Raw genomic sequence first — 21,794 nt, forward strand, 5'->3', positions numbered from 1 at the left:
CCCCGAGATCCGGCATCCCCGCTCTGCGGGTTGCCTCGGGCACGTATCGTGAGTGGTTGCGGACCGAACGAAGCCACAACGGAACGCACGGCGAACGGAATTGACCAACCGGTCGGCTGGGGGAGCATCGTGGACGACTACGCGGGACGGGTACTCGCCGACCGCTACCGCCTGCCCCGGCCGCCGTCCGACGAGTACGAACTCGCCGAGAGCCGGGCCTTCGACACCTACAGCGGGCAGGAAGTCCTGGTCCGGCAGGTGCCGTTGCCCGAGGTCGTCGAGGCCGAGGTGCTCGACGCGGACGGGCTGCCCGACGGGTTCGTGGCCCGGGACGGCGGCGTGCGGAGGGCGTCGGCCCGCACCACCCGGCGGCCCGCCGAACCGGCGGTGCTGCGCGCGATCGACGCGGCGCAGGCGGCCGCGCGGATTCCCGACCACCCCCGGCTCGACCAGGTCTTCGACGTGTTCGCCGAGGGCGGTTCGCTGTGGATCGTCAGCGAGCTGGTGCCCGCGAGGCCGCTGGCCGCGCTGCTCGCCGAGAAGCCGCTCAGCCCCTACCGCGCCGCCGAGGTCGCAGCCGACGTCCTGACCGCGCTGCGGGTCCTGCACGCGCACGGCTGGGTGCACCGGAACATCACCGCGCGCACGGTGCTCATCTGCGACGACGGACGCGTCCTGCTCACCGGGCTGGCGGCCGGGGCCGCCGAAGAGGCGCTGTGCGGATACGACCCGGTGCCGGCGCCCGAGGACGACTTCACCGCCGGCCGCGGCTCCGGCCCCCGTGCCGGGCAGCCCGGTGACGGCGGCCCGGCCGGGGCGGGCACTCTCCGGGGTGCCGCCGGCGGACGAGGCCCCGTCGGCGGATCGGGCGGGGCCGCGCACGGTGTCGCCGTGGCGGCCACGAGCGGCGCCGACGCCGAGGCGGCCCGGCGGGCGGCGATCGAGGCCCGCGCCGAGCAGGGAACGCCGGTCCCCGGGGCACCGGTCCCCGGAGCCCCCGTGGCGGGCCGTGGCCCGCGCGCGCTCGAAGCGAGCGGTCCGGCGGGTCCGGGCGGTCCCGGGGGAGCGGCCGGGCCGGACGGCGGACCGCGACCGCACGGCGGCGGCGAGGACGCCGGGGACGACGTCCGTGCCGCGCGCGCCGGAGCCATCGCCGCGTACCGCGCCGGAGCGCGTGCCGCCGCCCGCGTGCAGGGGGAGCGGCGGGGCGACCCGCTCGCCCTTCCGGCACCCCGGCCCCCGGCGCCCGGCGGTCGTACCGGCCAGGACGGCCGGTACGACACCTCCCCGGGGACCGAGGTCCCCACCCCGCCGCAGCTGCCCGGCCAGGCCGGCCGACAGCACCCGAACAGCGCGCCCCCGGGCCAGATAGCCGACCCGTACGGAGTCGGCGGCGGCAGGTACGGAACGCAGCCGCGCCCCGCCGGAGCCCTCGGCGGGGGCGACGGCCGGGCGCGCCCCACCCTCCCCCCGGGACCGGGCGGGGGGCCCGCGCCCGGTGGCACGGCGTACGGCCACTCCGCGCCCGCGTCCGGCCGGACCCCCTACGCCACGGGACACGGCCCCCGTCCCGGCGCCCCGGCACCCGGAGGACCGCTCGGCGACGGCGGGACCGCGGACGACGGCCGGCCCACCGGCGGATTCCAGGCACCCGGCGGCACCCGAGTGCCCGTGCCCCCGGGGGGATTCACGACACCCGGACACACCTGGACGCCGGGCACCCCGCAGAGCCCCGTCCCCGCCCCGCACGACTCCGGGCGCACCGGCGGCTGGGGCGACCCGGTCGCCGGGACGCCGCCGCGCCGGGGGCCGGCCACCGCGCTCGCGGCCGAGCGGGCCCGGCAGGCGCGCATGACCGTGGTCGGGCCGGTCACCGAACGCTGGGCGCCGGAGCAGGCCGGACCGGTGCACGAGAACTGGCAGTTGGCGGCCCCGATCGGACCGGCGACCGACCTGTGGGCGCTCGGCGCGCTGCTCTTCCGCGCCGTGCAGGGACACGCCCCCTACCCGGAGGAGAACACCGCCGAGCTGGTCCAGCTGGTGTGCGCGGAGCCGCCGGCCTTCGCCGAGGAGTGCGGGCCGCTGCGGCCCGTCGTCGAGTCGCTGCTGCGCCAGGACCCCACCGAGCGGCTCGACTTCGAGGAACTGCGCGGCTGGCTGCGTTCGTTGGTGCGGTCCGCGCCGGAGCCCGAGGCCGGGACGCACGTCGTGCCCGTGCCCCCCGTCGACCCGAGCCGGCTGCCGATCGTCAGGCGCCGGGGAGAGCTCGTCCGCAGGCGCCGTGCCGGGCTGCCCGCGACCGGCCCGCACGCCCGCCACAAGCGGGCCAGACAGGAGAACGCGGCGCCCCGCCGGCTGGGCCGGAACCTGCTCCTGCTGGTCCTGCTCCTGCTGGCCGCGGCGGTCGCGTACGCGGTCGCCTTCATGCCCAAGGCGGACCGGAGCGGCGCCGCCGACGGACGGACCGGCAACGCGGGACAGGCCGGCCCCGCCACGCGGTCCGGCGGCGACCCGACGGCGAGCAGCGCGCCCACCTCCGACCAGGCCTCGCCGGACCCCGGCAGGAGCCCTTCGGGGAAATCGAGTTCGGACTCCTCGCACACCGCCTCCGATCCCGGCGTCGCCCGGGGATTCACCCTCCGCAAGGACCCCGAGGGATTCCAGGTCGCCGTGGCGAGCGGCTGGACCCGCTCGCCGAGGAACGGCAGCGGCCAGGTCGTCTACTCCCAGGGGGACTTCGAGCTCATCGTCGTCCCCGGACGGGACGGCACGGCCACGTACGGCAGCGACCCGATGACCTACCAGCGCGAGAGCGAGAAGGAGTTGCAGCCCTTCCGGGACTCGACCTGGGCCACCTCCAGCGGGATGCGGCGCATCGACGTGGGCGGCAAGGTCATGGCCGAGGGGCAGTTCACCTGGCAGGACTCCGCGGGGCATTCGCTCTACGTGCGCAACCTCGCGATCCTCGTCGCCGGGCACTACCACGTGGTGCAGGTGCGCGGCCCGGACGCCGAGCGCGACGAGGTGACACGGCTGTACGAACAGGCGTCGTCGACGTACCAAGTCACCCGCTGAGCACCCCTTTTGGGCGCTGAGCGCCGTGTTTGGGCAGGCGGGGGTGGTTGAACACCAAACGGTTCCCTTCCGTACAAGGAAGCGACAACCGTCACAGTGAGGTCTCCGTACGACCCCGCTTGTTCCCAGGGTGGGTACCGCTCTTTAGTCTGACCCTGTCAAGACCATTGCGGGGAAACGTGAATCAGATGCAGGGCCTGCTCCTCGCGGGCCGCTACCGGCTTGTCGAATCCATCGGCAGCGGTGGCATGGGCCGGGTTTGGCGCGCCCACGATGAGGTGCTGCACCGCGCCGTCGCGGTCAAGGAGCTGACAGCCGCGCTGTACGTCGCCGAGAGCGACCTGGCCCGGCTGCTCGCCCGGACCCACGCCGAGGCACGCGCCGCGGCCCGGATCAACCACTCGGCCGTCGTCACCATCCACGACGTGCTGGAGCACGACAGCCGGCCGTGGATCGTCATGGAGCTGGTGGAGGGCAACTCGCTGGCCGACGAGGTCAAGGAGCAGGGACGCCTCGAACCCACCGAGGTGGCACGGATCGGTCTGTGGGTGCTGCGCGCGCTGCGCGCCGCGCACGCCGCCGGTGTGCTGCACCGGGACGTGAAGCCGGGCAACGTCCTGCTGTCGTCCGACCGCCGTGTCCTGCTCACCGACTTCGGGATCGCCCAGGTCGAGGGGGACACGACGATCACGCGCACCGGCGAGATCGTCGGTTCCGTCGACTACCTGGCGCCCGAGCGGGTGCGCGGCCACGACCCCGGTCCGGCCTCCGACCTCTGGGCCCTCGGGGCCACGCTGTACACGGCCGTGGAGGGCAGGTCGCCGTTCCGGCGCACCTCGCCCATCAGCACCATGCAGGCCGTGGTCGAGGAGGAACCCGCCGAACCGGTCGGCGCGGGTGTGCTGGGACCCGTCCTCGCCGCGCTGCTGCGCAAGGATCCGGCCGAGCGGCCCGACGCGGCACAGGCCGAGCAGATGCTCGCCGAGGCGGCGGAGGGGCGACTGTCGAGTGCGACGCGGTCGTATGCGCCGATGGGGCCGGCGGGGTACGACACGGCGGAGACGGGGACCGGCACCGGTACCCGCGTGCAGACGGCCGCCACCACGCCGTATCCGCCGGTGACGATCGTGCCCGCGCCGGTGAAGCGGCACCGTCTGCGTACGTTCACCCTGGTCGTCGCCCTCGCGGCGGTCGTCGGCGGGGGTGTCGCGGTCGGGCTGCAGCACTTCGGCACGGGCAGCCCCGGCGGTTCCGCCTCCGCGCCGTCGACCCGGAGTGCCGACGCCAAGCCGAGCGCCAAGCCGAGCGGCAAGGCCGGTCAGGGGGTGGTTCCCGCCGATTGGGAGCGGCACGACGAGGTGGGCTTCAGCATCTCCCTGCCCAAGGGGTGGAAGCCGTCCGTCTCCATCGACCAGGACGGCCTCCGGCAGGTCGACTACTCACCCGACAAGGGCAAGCACCTCGTCCGGGTCGCCGTCGACACCGATCCGGACTTCGGCTCCTCGTACAAGCACATGAGCGACCTGGACGAGAACCTCTCGGGGCGGTTGCGGGACTACCGGCAACTGCTCCTCAAGGAGGAGCTTTTCCGGGACCAGCCGGGTGCCCGCTGGGAGTACACGTGGGACGCCCTGGCCAAGGACCCGCCGCACTACTTCCCGGGGCCCTACCATGCGATCGACGTCGGGTACATGAAGAGTGACGGCACCGAGTACGCCGTCTACGAGTCCTCGCCGGCCGGCGAATGGACCACCACCAAAGAGCAGTTCGGCCGGATCCTGCGGAGCTTCCAGGAGGGCTGATCCGAGCTCGAGCTGCCTGGAGCGCGCCACCGGCTGTCCCGGGGCGGCGGCATGCTTGGCCGGTCGCCGCCACGGAGGGGATCCGTCCGGTGAGGCATGATGGGGCGCATGGGGACCGAGGGGGAGAACGCCCGTGTGATCGCGGGCCGTTACCGGCTGGAGACCAGAATCGGCCGGGGCGGCATGGGCGTCGTCTGGCGTGCCACCGACCAACTGCTCGGCCGCAGGGTCGCGGTGAAGGAGCTGACACTCGACGACTCGCTCTCGGCCGAGGAGTCCCGGCTCCAGCGCGACCGCACCCTGCGCGAGGCACGGGCCGTGGCGCAGCTGCACCACCCGCACATCATCGTCGTCCACGACGTCGTCGAGGACGACGAACGCCCGTACATCGTCATGGAGCTGATCGACGGCGGCTCGCTCGCCGAACGGATCTCCGCGGACGGACCGGTCGACGCGCGCGAGGCCGCCCGTATCGCCATCGACCTGCTCGGAGCGCTGCGCCGCGCGCACGACGCGGGCGTCCTGCACCGCGACCTCAAGCCCGCCAACGTCCTCGTCGAGGCGGGCACCGGCCGCATCGTGCTCACCGACTTCGGGATCGCCCAGGTCGCGGGCGCCACGACGCTCACCGAGACCGGATCCTTCGTCGGCTCGCCCGAGTACACCGCGCCCGAACGGATGGCCGGGGCACGGACCGGCCCCGAGTCCGACCTGTGGTCGCTCGGCGTGCTGCTGTGCGCGGTGCTGAGCGGGGCGTCGCCCTTCCGGCGCGACTCGCTCGGCGGCATCCTGCACGCCGTCGTCGTCGACGAGATCCGTCCGCCGGCCCAGGCCGCCCCGCTCCTGCCGGTCGTACGAGGGCTGCTGGAGCGCGATCCGGAGCGGCGGCTCGACGCGGCGGAGGCGGAGCGGATGCTGCGCGCCTTCCGCGACACCGGCCGCACCCCGCGGCTGCTGGTCCCGTACACGCCGACGCGGCGGGACGTACCCAAGGTGTCCCTGCGCAGACCCGCGCCCCCCGAGCCGTCGCCGGGCTCCGCCGCCACCGTGGCCGACTCCCCGCCCCGGCAGTCCACGCGCAGCCTCCTCGTCGTCGCCGCGCTGGTCGCCGCGATGGCCGGGGCGGGGGTGTCCGCCGCCGCGCTGCTGATGGGCGGCGGCGGGGACGGCAAACCCGCCTCGTCGAGCGCGCCGGGCACGCCCCGCGCCCCGGGCACCTCCTCCACCGCCTCCCCGACGTCCGGTCCGCGGTCGGCCCCGCCCACCGAGGCCGGGCCCACCGGCACGGCGACCGGCCACCGGACTTCGTCCACCACCGCCCGCACCGCACCCTCGGGCTACCGCATCGCCTCCGATCCGAACGGCTTCTCGCTCGCCGTGCCCGACGGCTTCACCCGCGACCCGCAGGGAGAGCGGATCTTCTACATGTCGTCGGGGGACACCTTCCGCATCGGCATCAAGACGGCCGATCCCGCGTCGGGCGGTCCGCTGGGCGTGATGCAGCGTGCGGACGCCTCCGGACCCTCCAGCAACCCCGGCTACCGAAACGGCACGGTCGCCCGGACGGTGCACGACGGACACACCGCCGCCCTCTGGGAGTTCACCTGGAACGGCTTCACCACGGCCGAGGGCCCCCGGCACACCTACGACCTGTGCTGGGAGGAGGGCGGCCGGATGTACGACGTCTGGGTCTCGGCGCCGGTGGGCCGGGTGACCGAGGCGAAGGAGTACTTCGACGTCGCGGTGGACACGTTCGCGGTCCCGTGACGGGGGAACCCGCAAACGGGAGATAAGGGATGCCCGCGTCACGGGTCTGTGACCGGTCGGCGCAGGGGCTGGATGACGGAGCGTCCACCGCGATACAGATGGACGCATGAGCGACGACGGGGGAGTCCCTCACCGGGGCGACGAGCCGACGAGTTTCAGTCTGCAACCGCCGAGACCCGCGACGCGGGAGCGGCAACCGGGGGCCGTGGTGCCGGGATGGCCGGCGGAGGACCACGAGTCCCTCCGGCAGCCCGGGCAGCTGGCGGAGGGCCAGGGACCGGTCCGGCCGCCGGGGACCACCGTGCCGGACCGGCAGCCGCAGATCCCGGTCGCCGTCCCGTACCCGAACAACTCCTCCGGCACGCCCGGCGCCACCGCCCCCGAACGGACCCGGGCCCCCGCGCCGGGACCCTCGGAGGAGCCGGGGACGGGCCGGCTCGTAGCCGGGCGCTACCGCCTGCTCGCCAAGCTGGGACACGGCGGCATGGGCACGGTGTGGCGGGCCAGGGACGAGATCATGGACCGTGAGGTGGCCGTCAAGGAACCCCGTGTCCCGGACTGCCTTCCCGAGCGCGAACGGGCCGACGCGCACGAGCGGATGCGGCGCGAGGCCCGTGCGGCCGCGCGGCTCGACCATCCCGCCGTCGTGAACGTCCACGATGTCGCCGTCGTGGACGGACAGCCCTGGATCGTCATGGAGCTGGTGCGGGGCCGCTCGCTCGGCGACGCCCTCAGGGAGGGCACCCTCGGCAGCCGCGAGGCCGCGCGCGTCGGCCTGGAGGTCCTCGGCGCCCTGGAGGCGGCGCACGCGGCGGGCGTCCTGCACCGGGACGTCAAGCCCGACAACGTGCTCCTCGGCCCGCACGGCCGCGTCGTGCTCACCGACTTCGGGATCGCCCGGACCGAGGGCGAGACGAGCCTGACGGACACCGGAGGCTTCGTCGGCTCACCCGAGTACATCGCCCCGGAGCGCGTGCTCGGAGTGCGCCCCGGTCCCGCCTCCGACCTCTGGTCGCTCGGCGTGGTGCTCTACGCCGCCACGGAAGGCGTCTCGCCGTTCCGGCGCAGCAACACCCCCGCCACGCTCCAGTCGGTCCTCAACGCGATCCCGGCCGCGCCCGCCTCGGCGGGTGCGCCGCTCACGCGGGCGATCAACGGCCTGCTCGCCAAGGAACCGTCGCAGCGCCCCGCGGCGGCCGAGGTCCGGCGTCTCCTGGAGGAGGCCGCGCGGCCGCCCGCCCCGGCGCCGACGCCGGTCACGCGGATCGAGGGCGTCGGGCCCGCCGGGGGCCCGGACGGGATCCCGGCGTCCGGCGGCGGGGGCATCCGGATCGGCCGCAGGACCCTGATCGGCCTCGCGGCATCGATCGCCGCCGTGGTCGTCACGGCCGCGGTGGCGGCGTACCTGGTGATCGCGGACCCGTTCGCCGGGCCGCTGCCGGACGGCTGGCGCAAGCGGCACGTGGCGGACGTCGCCGCGACGCTGGCGGTGCCCGCCGGGTACGAGGAGGGAACGCCGGACCGGACGTCGGACAAGGAGCACTGGGTCACGTTCACCGACCCGAGCGGGAGCATCTCGATCGGGCTGAGCCTCGCCAGGAGGTCCGAGGACGCGAGCAAGGCGATCAAGGACTCGGCGCGGGCCGAGATGTACGCGGAGGACGGCGAGTTCAAGGCGAGCGGCGCCTACAAACTGAACATGCCGGCGGGCCCACGGACGACGCCGGACGCCAGGACGACGTACCGGGGCAGGGAGTCCGCCGAGAACACGGTGACGTACAGGACCGACGACAGCCAGAATCCCCGCCCCCGCGAGGTCAGGCTCTTCTACTACCGGTCGAAGGCCGGCGACATGTACCGGCTCACGGTCGGCTATCCGGGCAAGGGCGACTTCACCGCGCGGGGCCGAGAGGTCGCGGAGGCGGCGATCGCGAACCTGGACGTCGACAAACCGTGAGAACCGGTCCACCGGTGATCGTCGGACCGACAACGCCCTGATCAGCACGTTTACTGCCAGTGATCACTGGCGGTATGTGAGTGCTCCGTGAAAGGCCATTACCGACGGGTACCCAAAGGGGGCGAGGAGGCATACCCTGCGGCTCATGACGGACTCGCAGGCCGCGGAGCAGGCCACGGACAGCACCGGCGCCGATGAGACGGCCGGTACCGATGCAGCGGTCGGCGTGGCCGCCGCGACCGACACGGACCTGACGTCCGCCGCGGACGCGGACACCGCGCCCGGCACGTCGGCCGACGAGATCGCCGCACCGGCCGACGGGACCGCCGCACCGGCCGACGGGACCGCCGCACCGGCCGACGGGACCGCCGCAGCGGCCGCCGCGGACGCCGAGGCGAGTGCCGGTGAGACGCCCGCCGCCGCGGAGCCCGCCGCCGTGGACGAGGCCCCGGCGGCCGACGCGACCGCCGCCACCGCCCCCGCCCCCCTCGGCACCAACCCCCTCGCCCCCGCCCCGGCCGGCGCCCGTACCGCCGCCGATGTGGTCACCCCCGAGCTCGTCGCACAGCTCACCAAGGGGGTGGCCGGGTCCGGGCGGACCGTCAACCACACGCCGTTCACCGGCGAGAAGCTCGCCGACGTGCCCGAATCCACCCCGGAGGACGTCGAGAAGGCCTTCGAACGGGCCCGTGCCGCCCAGGGCGCCTGGGCGGCGACTCCGGTACGGCGCCGCGCCGCCGTCCTGCTCCGCTTCCACGACCTCGTGCTCGCCCGGCAGGCCGAGGTGCTCGACCTCATCCAGCTGGAGACCGGCAAGACCCGGCTGCACGCCCACGAAGAGGTCCAGGCCGTCCTCATCGCCGCGCGGCACTACGGACTCAAGGCACCCTCCTACCTGCGCCCCAAGCGCCACGCGGGCGCCATGCCCACCCTCACCAAGGTCACCGAACTGCGCCACCCGCGCGGTGTCGTCGGCCAGATCGCGCCCTGGAACTACCCGCTGGAGCTGTCGGTCGGCGACGCGCTGCCGGCCTTCGTCGCGGGCAACGCGGTCGTCATGAAACCCGACACCGAGACCTGCCTGACCGCCCTGTGGGCGCGTGACCTGCTGATCGAGGCCGGACTGCCCGCCGAGGTCTTCCAGGTCGTCATCGGCGAGGGCCCGGTCGTCGGACCGGAGGTCGTCCGCCGCGCCGACTACGTCTCCTTCACGGGGTCGACCCGGACCGGCCGTGAGGTCGCCCAGGGCGCGGCCGCCCGTCTCGTCGGCGTCTCCCTCGAACTCGGCGGCAAGAACGCCATGGTGGTCCTGGAGGACGCCGACCTCGAGAAGGCCGCCACCGGCGCCGTCCGCGCCTGCTTCTCCTCCGCCGGTCAGCTCTGCATCTCCATCGAGCGGCTGTACGTCCACGAGTCGGTCGCCGACGCCTTCGTCGAGCGGTTCGCGGCCAAGACCCGGGCCATGCGGCTCGGCACGTCCCTCGCGTACGGGGCGGACATGGGCTCGCTGGTCGGGGAGCGGCAGCTGGAGACCGTGACGCGGCATGTCGAGGAAGCCGTCGCCAAGGGGGCCAGGGTCGTCGCCGGCGGTGTCGCCCGGCCCGACATCGGCCCCTACTTCTACGAGCCCACCATCCTCGACGGAGTGGAGGCCCCGATGGCCGTCTGCGCCGAGGAGACCTTCGGGCCCGTCGTCTCGATCTACCGCTTCACGACCGAGGACGAGGTCGTCGAGCGCGCCAACTCCACCGCGTACGGCCTCAATTCCTCCGTCTGGACGAAGGACGGGCGGCGCGGCCGTGCGATCGCGGCCCGGCTGCGGACCGGCACGGTCAACGTCAACGAGGGGTACGCGCCCGCGTACGGCAGCGTCCAGTCGCCGATGGGCGGCATGAAGGATTCCGGCCTCGGCCGCCGGCACGGCTCCGAGGGCATCCTCAAGTACACCGAGGCGCAGACCGTCGCCCACCAGAGGCTGCTGCCGATGGCGCCGTCCCTCGGCATGGACGACGAGAAGTATGCGGCGCTCATGAGCCGGAGCCTGAAGCTCATGAAGGCGTTCCGGCTGCGCTAGGGGTGCCGTCCCTTCGCGGGCCCCCGCCCACGGTCCACGCATCCCAACCGGTTCTCGACGAGGAGAGCGGCACGTGTCACAGGAGAGCTCTGTCCAGAAACAGCCGGACGAGGAGAGGTACGAGGAGACGGGCGAGGAGACGTACGACTACGACGTCATCGTCGTCGGATCCGGCTTCGGCGGCTCCGTCACCGCCCTGCGCCTGACGGAGAAGGGGTACCGGGTCGGTGTCCTCGAAGCCGGCCGGCGCTTCACCCGCGACACGCTCCCCAAGAACTCCTGGGACATCAAGAACTACCTCTGGGCCCCGCGGCTCGGCATGTACGGCATCCAGCGCATCCATCTGCTGGGCAATGTGATGGTGCTCGCCGGGGCGGGTGTCGGCGGCGGCTCGCTCAACTACGCCAACACCCTCTACGTACCGCCGAAGCCGTTCTTCGAGGACCCGCAGTGGAAGGACATCACCGACTGGGAGGAGGAGCTGAAGCCGTACTACGACCAGGCCCGGCGGATGCTGGGCGTGCGGCTCAACCCGACCATGACCCCGTCGGACGTGCACCTCAAGGCGGCGGCCGAGCGGATGGGCGTCGGCGACACCTTCCACATGGCGCCCGTCGGCGTCTTCTTCGGCGACGGACGGGACGCGGACGGCTCGGCCGGGGCGAAGCCCGGCGAGGAGGTCGCCGACCCGTACTTCGGTGGCGCCGGGCCCTCGCGCAAGGCCTGCACCGAGTGCGGCGAGTGCATGACCGGCTGCCGTCACGGCGCCAAGAACACCCTCAACGAGAACTATCTCCACCTCGCCGAGAAGGCGGGCGCCGTCGTCCACCCCATGACGACCGTCGTGTCCCTCACCGACGACTCGCGGGGCGGCTACGCCGTCCAGACCCTGCCCACGGACAACCGCCGCAAGGGGGAAGGGCGGACGTTCACCGCGCACCGGGTCGTTCTCGCGGCCGGCACCTACGGCACCCAGACGCTGCTGCACCGCATGAAGGCCGGCGGTCAACTGCCGTACCTGTCGCAGCGGCTGGGCGAGCTGACCCGCACCAACTCCGAGGCACTGGTGGGCGCGCAGACCGACGACCGCCGCTACCGCAAGGCGCACGGGGCGAAGGCCGACTTCACCCGGGGCGTGGCCATCACGTCCTCGATCCACCCGGACACGGACACCCACATCGAACCCGTCCGCTACGGCAAGGGATCCAATGCGATGGGCGGCATGTCCATCCTTCAAGTCCCCTACGCCGAGGGCTCGTCGAGGGTGGCCGGGTGGTTCGTCAACGCGGCCCGGCATCCGCTGCTCGTGCTCCGGTCGCTCTCCAACCGCCGCTGGTCCGAACGCACCATCATCGGGCTGGTGATGCAGTCCCTCGACAACTCCCTGACGACCTACCTCAAGCCGAAGGGCGCGGGCAAGGGGCTGCTGACGGCGCGTCAGGGGCACGGTGCCCCCAACCCCAAGCAGATCGAGGCCGCTTCACGGGCCGCCTCCGTCCTCGCCGAGGAGATCAACGGCTTCCCGGGCAGCAACGTCGGCGAGCTGATGGGCACCCCGCTCACCGCGCACTTCCTCGGCGGCTGTCCGATCGGCGCCGGTGCGGAGGAGGGCGTCATCGACCCGTACCACCGGCTCTACGGCCACCCGGGCATCTCCGTCGTCGACGGTGCCGCCGTCTCCGCGAACCTCGGCGTCAACCCGTCGCTCACCATCACCGCGCAGGCCGAGCGGGCCATGTCGTTCTGGCCCAACAAGGGCGAGGCCGATCCGCGTCCGGCGCCGGGAGCCTCGTACGAGCGTCTCGGGGCGGTCGAGCCGCACCGCCCCGTCGTCCCCGCGGACGCCTTCGGAGCGCTGCGGCTGCCGTTCCTGGGCATGCCGGCGGTGCCGCCGAAGCAGTAGCCGGGCCCCGACGCGAGAAGGACCTGCGCCCCCCTCCGAGCGCAGGTCCTTCTCTTCGTCCTCGTACGGGACCGACGCCCGCGCCGGTCCCGTCGTACCGCGGTGTTACGCGCTCGCGCCGGACTTGCGGCGGCGGACGACGACCAGCGCACCGGCACCGGCGACCACGGCGATACCGCCGGCGAGGCCGATCATCGGCAGCGCGGAGCTGGAGCCCGTCTCGGCGAGGCTGCCGTCGACCTGAGGCGTGTTGCTCTTGTCGGCCGGCTTGTCCGAGACCGGGGCCTTGCCGCCTTCCTGCGGCTTGGTGCCGTCGGTGTCCGTACCGGCCTTGACGATCTGGAACTTGTAGGCGACCTCGCCGTAGCCGGTGCACTCCGAGTCGGCGTCGCCGTAGATGCTGGCGCCGAGGGAGAAGCCGGCGCCGACCGGGGCGCTGGAGTGCACGTTGATGCGCAGCGGGATGTCGACCTCGTAGTCGGGCTTGAGCTCGTCGGTGTAGCCGACGAAGCCGACCGCCTGCCCGCCCTCGTCGACGTTCTCCCAGACCTTGTCGTCCGGGTTGTACGCCTGGAGCTGGACCTGCTTGCTCTCGAACAGGTCCTCGCCGGCCTTGTCCGAGGACGCGCCGGCGAAGAAGCCGAGGTCGCTCAGGGTGGAGTCGGAGTTGTTCAGGACGTTCAGGGAGAACTTGTGCCACCCGCTGCCCGCCGCGATCTTGCCGGGCAGGCCCGTGATGGAGACGTCGACCTTGGAGTCCGAGCACTCGGAGGGCTCGGGCTCGGGGGACTCCGACTCCGACGCGGAGGCGCTCGGCGCGGGCGACGACGCCGAGGCGGAGCCGCTCGGGGCCGGCGCGGACGCGGACGCGGAGGAGGGGGCGGAGACGGACGCGGAGGCCGACGCCGACTCCGAGTTGCCCGGCTCGGGGGCCGACTCGGACACGCTCGGCGACGGCGACTCGGTTGCGGACTCGGACACGCTCGCACTCGGGGACGGGCTTTCTTCCGCGAACGCGGCCGGCGCGACCGACAGCAACGCGAGCGGGGCTATGACAGCCGTCGCGGCCGCAGTGGCCATGGCACGGCGAAGCTTCATGAAGACCTCGGTAGTCCAGTGCGCCGTGAACTCGCGGCGCGATTATGTTGTTTGTGGGTGGAGCCCCGCGTGTCGGCGCGGATGTGACCGTTGGTTCTGCAGAGGAGACCCGCGGAGTCCGGTAATGGTTGTCCTGTCCCTCACGGAATTCTTATGTGGGCTGGGTCACATCGATGTCCGGCTTGCGCACGTCCGTTCGAGACGCTTAGAAATGGTCCTCGTGTCTGATCAGCAGCCCGGGGAAACCGGTGAACCGACGGTTCCTGACGACGTGTGGGAACAGTTCGCACGCGACAGCGAACGCGACATCCGTGCCTCGGCTCCCAAGGAGCCCTCCGCCCGGGCGCGCATGGTGACGGAACGGCTGCGCCTGCAGGACGAGCGGGAGGCCGAGCAGGCCGCCCGCCGGAGTACCTGGAAGAAGAAGGGGGCGCGGCCGGCCGCGCAGCCCGAGGGCTGGCGCACGGGCCCCGCCCGGAGCGAGACGGACGAACGGGCCGCCCGGCGCCGCAAGGTGTGGGCGATCCTCGGGGTCCCGCTCGCCGTGGCCGTCGCCGTCGTCGCGATGAAGCCGTCCCTGCTGCCCGACGACCTCTTCGGCGGCTCGGCCGCGTCCGCGTCGGCCGGCCCCGAACTGCCCGCCGAGACGGCCGCCCCGACCGCGCCGCCCTCCGCCGCGTCCTCTCGAACCCCCACCAGGGAACGGCCGTTCGCCGGATCACCGGCCGAACGCTGGGCCGACGGCGCCGCCGCGATCATCGTGCCGAAGGCCACCCCGGTCGGGGCCCTGACGAAGGAACAGGTGGCCACCGCGCTGCGGGACGCCAAGAACCTGCTCGTCGGGGCCAACCTCGACCCGGCGACCCTGCGCGGCGAGCGCCCCGCGGCGGCCATCGCCGTCCTCGACCCCCAGCAGCCCCGGATGGCCGACGACGTCGACCGCATGCTGCGCGCGCCGGACGAGAAGCACGATCCGGTGACCCTGTTCAGCCGCTTCGACCCGCACGAGGTGCGCCTGGTCGGGCACGTGGTCAAGGCGCGGGGCCGGATGACGTTCAAGGAGGGCAAGAACGGGTCCGTCGCGATCCACGCCGACTACACCTTCGTCTACCCGGTGTCCCCGGCCGACGGGAACGCGGACGAGGTGACGCGCACCATCGTGCGCCGCGTCCTCGACGTCGCGTTCCTCGACCCGAGGAAGTACCGGGTGACACCGGGCAAGGTGACGATCAGTTACTACACCCAGGAGATAGGCAACTCCGCCTGCGACGTCCACGACGGCTTCCTGCACCCGCAGTTCGACTCGGCGGCGCCCGCCGGCGCGACGCCGACGGGCCCGGCGATCGACCCGTACGACCGCAGCCATGACCTGTCGAACTCGCCCGAGAAGGGCTGCGGCACGCTGTCCCGCACCTGACCGCGCCCGTGTCCCGGTCTCCGTGCCCCGGCGTCCGCGTCCGGTGCACGGTGAAGGGCCCCGCGGGACGCGTGTCCGCGGGGCCCTTCTTCCGACGGCACCGGCGTCAGGGCGGGCCGGTGCCTCGAAGCGGCGTCGGGGGAAGCGCCGCCGGATCACGGGAGGGGCCGTCGGTCGTGCGCGGCGGCACACGGGGGCGCGCGTCCGACGACGGCCCGGGCAGATTCCGTCGGACGGCCCCGGGCGTCCCCGGGGCCGACCGTTTCCTTGAGCGACCGGGCTGCTGTCCCCTGCCGTCCGGTCGCACGACCTGGAGCGAGGTCCCACGACGTACGGCACGATCCGTACGTCTCATCGCTCCAGTGAAGCCACGCGTGGTTCTTTCGGGCCCGCCCCTGGCTGACACGGACACCTGAAGAAACGATGCCCGCGGCACCCCGGTCACGCGCCGTACGGGTGAGAGCGAATGCGTACGTGCGTGCGCCGGGTACGCGGGTCGGACCCCCGCGGCGCGGCCCGGATCCGGCCGCTTCTCAGATCCGGCCGCGGCACAGTTCGAGCAGGGTCATGGCCAGCGAGGTGCCCGGCTTGCCGAGCGCGTCCCGGTAGTGGCCGAGGACCTCCATCTCGCGGGAGAGGTTCACCCGGCGTCCGCCGGAGGTGATCCGGGCCTCCTGGATCACCGCCGAGACGGCCATCCGTTCCTGCACGAGACCGATGATCCGGTCGTCGAGGGCGTCGATGCGCTCACGGGCACCGGTGATCACATCGGCGGCCTCGTCGGTGCGGGCGCCGGTCTTGTCGAGTACGTCGGCCATGGTGGGGCTCCTCGGTGGAAGGGGTGCCCCGGGGCGGCAGGGCCCGGAAACGGCAGACGCCCCGGGCCTTGTCGGCCCGGGGCGCCTGGGAAGTCGCTTGTCAGTTGCTCAAGCAGCACGACCATGGCAGCCGGTGGGCCGGTTGCCATAGGTAAACAGGAAGGTCGTGTGCGTGAGCATGACGGCAGTATGCACGCCCGCGGCGGAGCCGGCCAAGCCGGTTCGGATGGTGAGACCGGGGGCCCGGAACCCCACCGGCGCCAGGCCCGCCGCGGCCCCCGGTAGAATCGGCCGTACACACCCTTTTGCTCACCGCCGGAAGGCAGACCGTGCCAGAAGCGTCCCCCGCCGCCCCCGACACCGTCCTGGTCGTCGACTTCGGTGCGCAGTACGCCCAGCTCATCGCCCGTCGAGTCCGTGAGGCCCGGGTCTACAGCGAGATCGTGCCGAGCACCATGCCGGTCCAGGAGATGCTCGCCAAGAACCCCGCCGCGATCATCCTCTCCGGCGGTCCCTCGTCGGTCTACGCGGAGGGCGCGCCGCGCCTGGACCGTGAGATCTTCGAGGCGGGCGTCCCCGTCTTCGGCATGTGCTACGGCTTCCAGCTGATGGCCACCACCCTCGGCGGCACGGTCGACAACACCGGCGCCCGCGAGTACGGCCGCACCCCGCTGCACGTCTCGAAGTCCGGCTCCACCCTGTTCGAGGGCACCCCGGACGAGCAGCCGGTGTGGATGTCGCACGGCGACGCCTGCTCCGCCGCTCCCGAGGGCTTCACCGTCACGGCCTCCACGGACGTCGTCCCGGTCGCCGCCTTCGAGAACGACGAGAAGAAGCTCTACGGCGTCCAGTACCACCCCGAGGTCATGCACTCCACGCACGGCCAGCAGGTCCTGGAGCACTTCCTGTACCGCGGCGCGGGTCTCACCCCGTCCTGGACCACCGGCAACGTCATCGACGAGCAGGTCGCCCTGATCCGCGAGCAGGTCGGCACCAAGCGCGCGATCTGCGGTCTGTCCGGCGGCGTGGACTCCGCGGTCGCCGCGGCCCTCGTGCAGAAGGCCATCGGCTCCCAGCTCACCTGTGTGTACGTCGACCACGGTCTGATGCGCCAGGGCGAGACCGAGCAGGTCGAGAAGGACTTCGTCGCCGCGACCGGCGTGCAGCTGAAGGTCGTGGACGCGGAGGAGCGCTTCCTCACCGCGCTCAAGGGCGTTTCGGACCCCGAGGAGAAGCGGAAGATCATCGGACGCGAGTTCATCCGCGTCTTCGAGCAGGCCCAGGCGGAGATCATCGCCGAGGCCGCCGAGGGCGAGGACGTCGCGTTCCTGGTCCAGGGCACGCTCTACCCGGACGTCGTCGAGTCCGGCGGCGGCACCGGCACCGCCAACATCAAGTCCCACCACAACGTGGGCGGCCTCCCCGAGGACCTGGAGTTCGAGCTCGTCGAGCCGCTGCGCAAGCTGTTCAAGGACGAGGTCCGGATGGTCGGCCAGGAGCTCGGCCTGCCGGAGGAGATCGTCCAGCGCCAGCCGTTCCCCGGCCCCGGTCTCGGCATCCGCATCGTCGGCGAGGTGACCAAGGAGCGTCTGGACCTGCTCCGCCAGGCCGACGCCATCGCCCGCGAGGAGCTCACCGCCGCCGGTCTCGACCGGGACATCTGGCAGTGCCCGGTGGTCCTGCTCGCGGACGTGCGCAGCGTCGGCGTCCAGGGCGACGGCCGGACCTACGGCCACCCGATCGTGCTCCGTCCGGTGTCCAGCGAGGACGCCATGACGGCCGACTGGTCGCGGCTGCCCTACGAGGTCCTGGCGAAGATCTCGACCCGCATCACGAACGAGGTCGCGGACGTCAACCGCGTCGTGCTCGACGTGACGAGCAAGCCCCCGGGCACCATCGAGTGGGAGTAGTCCTCCCGCCCCCGGGGGAGTGACCCTCCCCCCTCAGGTCCGCTTGAGCGTGCGCACCGGCGCGCCGGGCTTCCAGACCTGGACGACCAGATACGTGTCGTCCTCCACGTAGGTCCGCGTGACCTCCGTCAGCTCGGTGCGGAAGAGGTGGAACGGCTCCGGCGGTTCCACCTCTTTCACGTACGCGGCCTTGGCGGGGACGCCGTCGCCCACCTCGATCGCCCGTCCGCTGATCCGTACGTCGCCGCCGCCCATGTCCGTACCGGCACCCGGATTCGCCTGGAGCGCGAAGCGCGGGTCGCGGCGCAGGTCGAGCGCCTTGAGGGAGTCCGGCATCATGCCGAGCCACAGCTCGCCGCCGAGGAAGCGCACCTCGATGCCGGAGGTGCGGGGCGAGCCGTCCTTGCGGAGGGTCGCGAGGACGTGATGGGTGAAGGCGCCGAAGCGCTGTTCGACGGTGTCGGCGAGGGCCGGTTCGGCGGTGGAGAGAGCTGCCCAGTTCATGGCAGCGAGTCTGGCGTTCATACCCGACATCTCCTGTCGGGATTCGGCTGTGTCTCTCTTTCGTATCCGGATGCGTCTCTCCGCCGTCCTGATTTTTCTCTCATGGAACACCCCTGTTCTCCTGCGCTGACCCCGGGTAACTTCCGCTCGTACCGAACACGCCAGTGCTGGAGGACATATGCACGGGCCCACTCCGCCGCTGCCCCGCCCCACCGACCAGCTGCGCTTCGCCATGCCGCCGATGCACGAGTCCACGGACGACGAACGGCGGCACCGCAAGGAACGGCTGGCCGGCGCGCTGCGGCTGTTCGGACGGCTCGGCTTCGAGGACGGCGTCTCCGGACACATCACGGCACGCGACCCGGAGTACAGCGACTGCTTCTGGGTCAATCCGTTCGGCATGCCGTTCAAGCACGTCACCGTGAGCGATCTCGTCATGGCCAACCAGGACGGCCAGGTGATCGAGGGCCGCTACCACGTGAACCAGGCCGCGTTCACCGTGCACTCCCAGGTCCACGCGGCCCGCCCCGACGTCGTCGCCGTCGCCCACTGCCACTCCGTGCACGGCCGCGCCCTCGCGGCCCTCGGCGACCTGCTCGACCCGATCACCCAGGAGAGCTGTGCCTTCTACGAGGATCACGCCCTGTACGACGCCTACTCCGGGGTCGCCGTCGACGCCGAGGAGGGGCGCAGGATCGCCTCCGCGCTGGGCAGCCGCAAGGCGCTGGTGCTGCGCAACCACGGGCTGCTGACCGTCGGGGACTCCGTGGACGCGGCGGCCTGGTGGTTCCTGTCCATGGAACGGTCCAGCCAGGTCCAGCTCACCGCGAAGGCCGCGGGCCGGCCCGTCCTCATCGGCCACAAGCAGGCGGCCGCCACCCGCGAACAGCTGGGCGGCGACCTGGTGGCATGGATCAACTACCAGCCGCTGTGGCAGGACATCAGCCGCAGCGAACCGGATCTGCTCAGCTAGTCCCGCGGCATCGGGTCCTGCCGGCCGGGCTTCAGAAACCCCGGAGGACCGCCGCCTTCGTCAGGGCGAACTCCTCGTCCGTCAGGACGCCGTCACGGTGCAGCTCGCCCAGCTCCCGCAGCCGGCGCAGCAGGACGTCGTGATGCTCGGACTGCGGCGGCACCACCGGGACCGGCCGGGGCCGCTCCGCGAACGCTCCGGCGCGCGTGGAGGGGTGCGGCAGCCGGGCGGTGACCGCGGTGGCGACCAGCGCGGTGAGCAGGTCGCGGCGGGTGCTGCCCCACAGGTCGAGGGCGTACGGGTCCTTTTCCGGCGGCAGTTTGGAGAACACCGCCTCGCCCGTCACGAAGCGCAGGAAACCGTCCCCGTAACCGGAGCTGGGCAGCCATTCGACCTGGACCAGATCGCCCAGGCCGATGATCCGCGGGCCCGTCGCCCGCTTGACCCGGTCGGAGGTGTCCGCCCAGTCGATGCGCACCTGCGTCCCGTCGAAGGAGACCGTGCCGTCGCTGGACCGGACGGACACCGGCACGGGCGGCCCCGTGAGCAGGTACGCCGTCGCGGGTTCCTTGGGGATCCGGTCGAGGAGCAGCGCGCGGCGGATCTCCTCGGCCACGTACTCGGCCACTCCGGAACGGTCGGTGCCGACCGACAGGCTGTAGGGGTCCGCCGTGTCGGGCAGCCGGCCGCCGGTCGCCTGGAGCAGCGGGTCGGCGCCCTCGCGCAGCCGCAGACGCAGTCGGCCGCCCCTGCGTTCGGGCTCGTGCACGACACCCGACACCGCCTCCAGCGGAACGGAGATCTCCCCGTACGTCTGCCGGAACAGCGGCACGCTGCGATGCAGTCCCGGCGTGATCCTGACCGTGCTGCCGTCGAAGGCCCAGGCCCCGTCGCGCTGGATGATCTCGGCCATGGACGAATTGTCGCAGCCGGGTCAACGAAGGGGTGCTCGCTTCACCCGCGCAGAGCCGACCTGGCGCATGCGCATGGTGCTTCGTACGGCACAATTCGCATTCATCACAGGAGAGTTGTCGGGTGGGGGCGCGGCAGCCGGATGTTCGTGACATAAACGGCTTTACGGGATTTTTTCCGGCGCGGGAAGGCGGCAGTGGGCGTGGCGGTGCAGGAGGCGAGACACGGTGCGGGGCACGGTGCCGGGCCGGGGGCCGGTTCGGGCACCGGGCGGAGCGGTGGTCCGGGCGGAGAGCCCGGCGGGGGACCGGGCGGGCACGAGGGCGGCTGCACGTGCGGGGACTGTCCGCACGGGGCGCGTACGGGGCACCGGCGGGCCGTCGCCGCGTTCCTCGCCAAACGTGACGCGCTGGCGGCCGGGCAGGGGCTGCCCGCCGGTGTCGCGCACTCCGCCTCCGCGTCCCGGCAGTGGGTGTCCGACGAGCTCACCCAGTCCGCGGACCTCGTCGCCGAACGCGGCCGCCTGGAGGGCGAGGCGTGGCTGGGCCGGCTGTGGCGGTACACCGCGCAGACCGTCTGGGCCGCCGTCGTCGTCCTCCTGCTCGTGCAGGCGCTCACCGCCATCGGGGCCGGCTGGACGGCGGCGCGGACGGCGGGGCTGCTGGCCGCGGTCGTCCTGGCCGGACTGCTGACCGGGGCGGCCCGGCTGCACCGGGCGCGGGGCGGGGCCCTCGCGCCGGTCATCGGCGAGGACAACCGGCTCTCCACCTCCCGCGCGGTGGCCGGCGGCTGGGTGCTGCTCGTGGTGTACGCGGTGCTCGTGCTCGTGGGGCAGCTGGCGGTGGCCTCGGAGCACGGCCGCCGGGACGACCTCATCGCCGGACTCGAACTCGCCCGGGCCGCCGGTGTCGTGACCGTCGTCGCCGTGGTCTGCGGGGTCGCGGTGCTGGTCCGGCGGGTGGTCGGGCTGAGGGTGCTGGGGCAGCGGCTGCAGAAGGTCCGCGCGGACCGGCCGCGGGCCGCGGACCTGCTGACCGACGACTCCGGGCGGGGCGCCTTCGCCGACATCCAGTACGTCGTGATCAGCGGGGTCGCTCTCGTCTTCGCCGTGGTCCGGCTGGGCCGGCGGCCCTCGGCCCTGCCCGATCTTCCGTGGGGGCTGGCCCTGCTGGTGCTGGTGTCGGCCGCGACCTATCTCGCCGGGAAGTACGCCGAGGGCGGGCGGCCGGTGATCCTCTCCGTGGTCCGCTCCCGTGAGGCGGGCGATCTGGACGCGCCGATCCGCACCGGGGACGACATCGAGATCCGGGGTGCCGGGTTCGTGCCGCCGGGAGCGCAGACCGCGGACCGGCTGTCGCGGATGGTCGTGCGGATAGGGGCGGTGCATGTGCATGTGCCGTTGGTGCCGGTGTCCGGGGGGTTCAGCAATCCGACGGACGCGGTGCTGACGGTGCCGGTGCCGGTGGATGTGGAGCCGGGGCGGGTGGAGGTGCAGGTGGTCACGGCGGCGGGGGTCGAGACGAACCGGTACGAGATCGACGTGACGGACTGAGGGGTCGCTGGCGCTGGCGTCACCAGGGGCGG

The 21,794-nt window shown here is 72.9% G+C and carries 14 protein-coding genes; 10 read left to right on the forward strand and 4 right to left on the reverse strand.

Annotation, left to right across the window (positions count from 1 at the left end):
• Positions 1-129 precede the first annotated feature (129 nt).
• The 6 genes from ACH4S8_RS28445 (at position 130) to ACH4S8_RS28470 (ending at position 12,578) form a co-directional block, all read left to right on the forward strand.
• Positions 130-3,075 carry a protein kinase gene (locus ACH4S8_RS28445; protein WP_398398910.1) on the forward strand — a complete coding sequence of 982 codons (2,946 nt, stop codon included), beginning with the start codon at positions 130-132 and terminating at the stop codon, positions 3,073-3,075.
• A gap of 188 nt (positions 3,076-3,263) precedes the next feature.
• Positions 3,264-4,877: a serine/threonine-protein kinase gene (locus ACH4S8_RS28450; protein ID WP_398399176.1), complete on the forward strand. Its 1,614-nt coding sequence runs from the start codon at positions 3,264-3,266 to the stop codon at positions 4,875-4,877.
• A 108-nt stretch (positions 4,878-4,985) separates the two neighbouring features.
• Positions 4,986-6,644, forward strand: a complete 1,659-nt coding sequence (locus ACH4S8_RS28455; protein ID WP_398398913.1) for a protein kinase — start codon at positions 4,986-4,988, stop codon at positions 6,642-6,644.
• A 106-nt stretch (positions 6,645-6,750) separates the two neighbouring features.
• The gene (locus ACH4S8_RS28460) at positions 6,751-8,601 is read left to right on the forward strand and encodes a protein kinase (protein ID WP_398398915.1); all 1,851 of its coding nucleotides are present in this window, start codon (positions 6,751-6,753) and stop codon (positions 8,599-8,601) included.
• A gap of 145 nt (positions 8,602-8,746) precedes the next feature.
• On the forward strand, positions 8,747-10,675 hold the full coding sequence (locus tag ACH4S8_RS28465; RefSeq protein ID WP_398398917.1) for a succinic semialdehyde dehydrogenase: 1,929 nt from the start codon (positions 8,747-8,749) through the stop codon (positions 10,673-10,675).
• Between the two features lie 73 nt (positions 10,676-10,748).
• Positions 10,749-12,578, forward strand: a complete 1,830-nt coding sequence (locus ACH4S8_RS28470; RefSeq protein WP_398398919.1) for a GMC family oxidoreductase N-terminal domain-containing protein — start codon at positions 10,749-10,751, stop codon at positions 12,576-12,578.
• A gap of 105 nt (positions 12,579-12,683) precedes the next feature.
• Here ACH4S8_RS28470 and ACH4S8_RS28475 read toward each other — a convergent pair whose 3' ends face one another.
• Positions 12,684-13,676: an LAETG motif-containing sortase-dependent surface protein gene (locus ACH4S8_RS28475; protein WP_398398921.1), complete on the reverse strand. Its 993-nt coding sequence runs from the start codon at positions 13,674-13,676 to the stop codon at positions 12,684-12,686.
• 211 nt (positions 13,677-13,887) lie between these two features.
• Between ACH4S8_RS28475 and ACH4S8_RS28480 the strand changes: the two genes are divergently transcribed.
• On the forward strand, positions 13,888-15,093 hold the full coding sequence (locus tag ACH4S8_RS28480; RefSeq protein WP_398398923.1) for a hypothetical protein: 1,206 nt from the start codon (positions 13,888-13,890) through the stop codon (positions 15,091-15,093).
• A 533-nt stretch (positions 15,094-15,626) separates the two neighbouring features.
• On the opposite strand, the gene ACH4S8_RS28485 is transcribed toward ACH4S8_RS28480, so the two are convergent.
• Complete coding sequence (locus ACH4S8_RS28485) at positions 15,627-15,911, reverse strand: chorismate mutase (protein ID WP_355976090.1); 285 nt, start codon at positions 15,909-15,911, stop codon at positions 15,627-15,629.
• 329 nt (positions 15,912-16,240) lie between these two features.
• Between ACH4S8_RS28485 and guaA the strand changes: the two genes are divergently transcribed.
• Positions 16,241-17,821 carry a glutamine-hydrolyzing GMP synthase gene (gene guaA / locus ACH4S8_RS28490; RefSeq protein WP_398398926.1) on the forward strand — a complete coding sequence of 527 codons (1,581 nt, stop codon included), beginning with the start codon at positions 16,241-16,243 and terminating at the stop codon, positions 17,819-17,821.
• Between the two features lie 33 nt (positions 17,822-17,854).
• Here the strand turns inward: guaA and ACH4S8_RS28495 are convergent, their stop codons facing one another.
• On the reverse strand, positions 17,855-18,325 hold the full coding sequence (locus ACH4S8_RS28495) for a pyridoxamine 5'-phosphate oxidase family protein (protein ID WP_398398928.1): 471 nt from the start codon (positions 18,323-18,325) through the stop codon (positions 17,855-17,857).
• A gap of 178 nt (positions 18,326-18,503) precedes the next feature.
• On the opposite strand from ACH4S8_RS28495, the gene ACH4S8_RS28500 reads away from it, so the two are divergent.
• Positions 18,504-19,298 carry a class II aldolase/adducin family protein gene (locus tag ACH4S8_RS28500; RefSeq protein WP_398398930.1) on the forward strand — a complete coding sequence of 265 codons (795 nt, stop codon included), beginning with the start codon at positions 18,504-18,506 and terminating at the stop codon, positions 19,296-19,298.
• Positions 19,299-19,329: 31 nt separating this feature from the next.
• Here the strand turns inward: ACH4S8_RS28500 and ACH4S8_RS28505 are convergent, their stop codons facing one another.
• Positions 19,330-20,211, reverse strand: a complete 882-nt coding sequence (locus ACH4S8_RS28505; protein ID WP_398398932.1) for a DUF4429 domain-containing protein — start codon at positions 20,209-20,211, stop codon at positions 19,330-19,332.
• Between the two features lie 201 nt (positions 20,212-20,412).
• Here ACH4S8_RS28505 and ACH4S8_RS28510 point away from each other — a divergent pair, with 201 nt between their 5' ends.
• Positions 20,413-21,762 (forward strand): hypothetical protein, encoded by a 1,350-nt coding sequence (locus ACH4S8_RS28510; protein WP_398398935.1) that lies wholly within the window; start codon positions 20,413-20,415, stop codon positions 21,760-21,762.
• The last annotated feature ends 32 nt before the right edge of the window (positions 21,763-21,794 follow it).

The organism is Streptomyces sp. NPDC021080 (assembly GCF_044333225.1).
In the GTDB taxonomy this organism is placed as follows: domain Bacteria; phylum Actinomycetota; class Actinomycetes; order Streptomycetales; family Streptomycetaceae; genus Streptomyces.

What these genes read in the sequence shown, in the direction of transcription:
- ACH4S8_RS28495 (WP_398398928.1), bottom strand. Translation starts at nt 18,325, where the DNA reads ATGAACTGGGCAGCTCTCTCCACCGCCGAACCGGCCCTCGCCGACACC.
- ACH4S8_RS28465 (WP_398398917.1), top strand. Translation starts at nt 8,747, where the DNA reads ATGACGGACTCGCAGGCCGCGGAGCAGGCCACGGACAGCACCGGCGCC.
- ACH4S8_RS28505 (WP_398398932.1), bottom strand. Translation starts at nt 20,211, where the DNA reads ATGGCCGAGATCATCCAGCGCGACGGGGCCTGGGCCTTCGACGGCAGC.
- ACH4S8_RS28500 (WP_398398930.1), top strand. Translation starts at nt 18,504, where the DNA reads ATGCACGGGCCCACTCCGCCGCTGCCCCGCCCCACCGACCAGCTGCGC.
- ACH4S8_RS28480 (WP_398398923.1), top strand. Translation starts at nt 13,888, where the DNA reads ATGGTCCTCGTGTCTGATCAGCAGCCCGGGGAAACCGGTGAACCGACG.
- ACH4S8_RS28450 (WP_398399176.1), top strand. Translation starts at nt 3,264, where the DNA reads ATGCAGGGCCTGCTCCTCGCGGGCCGCTACCGGCTTGTCGAATCCATC.
- ACH4S8_RS28460 (WP_398398915.1), top strand. Translation starts at nt 6,751, where the DNA reads ATGAGCGACGACGGGGGAGTCCCTCACCGGGGCGACGAGCCGACGAGT.
- ACH4S8_RS28475 (WP_398398921.1), bottom strand. Translation starts at nt 13,676, where the DNA reads ATGAAGCTTCGCCGTGCCATGGCCACTGCGGCCGCGACGGCTGTCATA.
- ACH4S8_RS28485 (WP_355976090.1), bottom strand. Translation starts at nt 15,911, where the DNA reads ATGGCCGACGTACTCGACAAGACCGGCGCCCGCACCGACGAGGCCGCC.
- ACH4S8_RS28455 (WP_398398913.1), top strand. Translation starts at nt 4,986, where the DNA reads ATGGGGACCGAGGGGGAGAACGCCCGTGTGATCGCGGGCCGTTACCGG.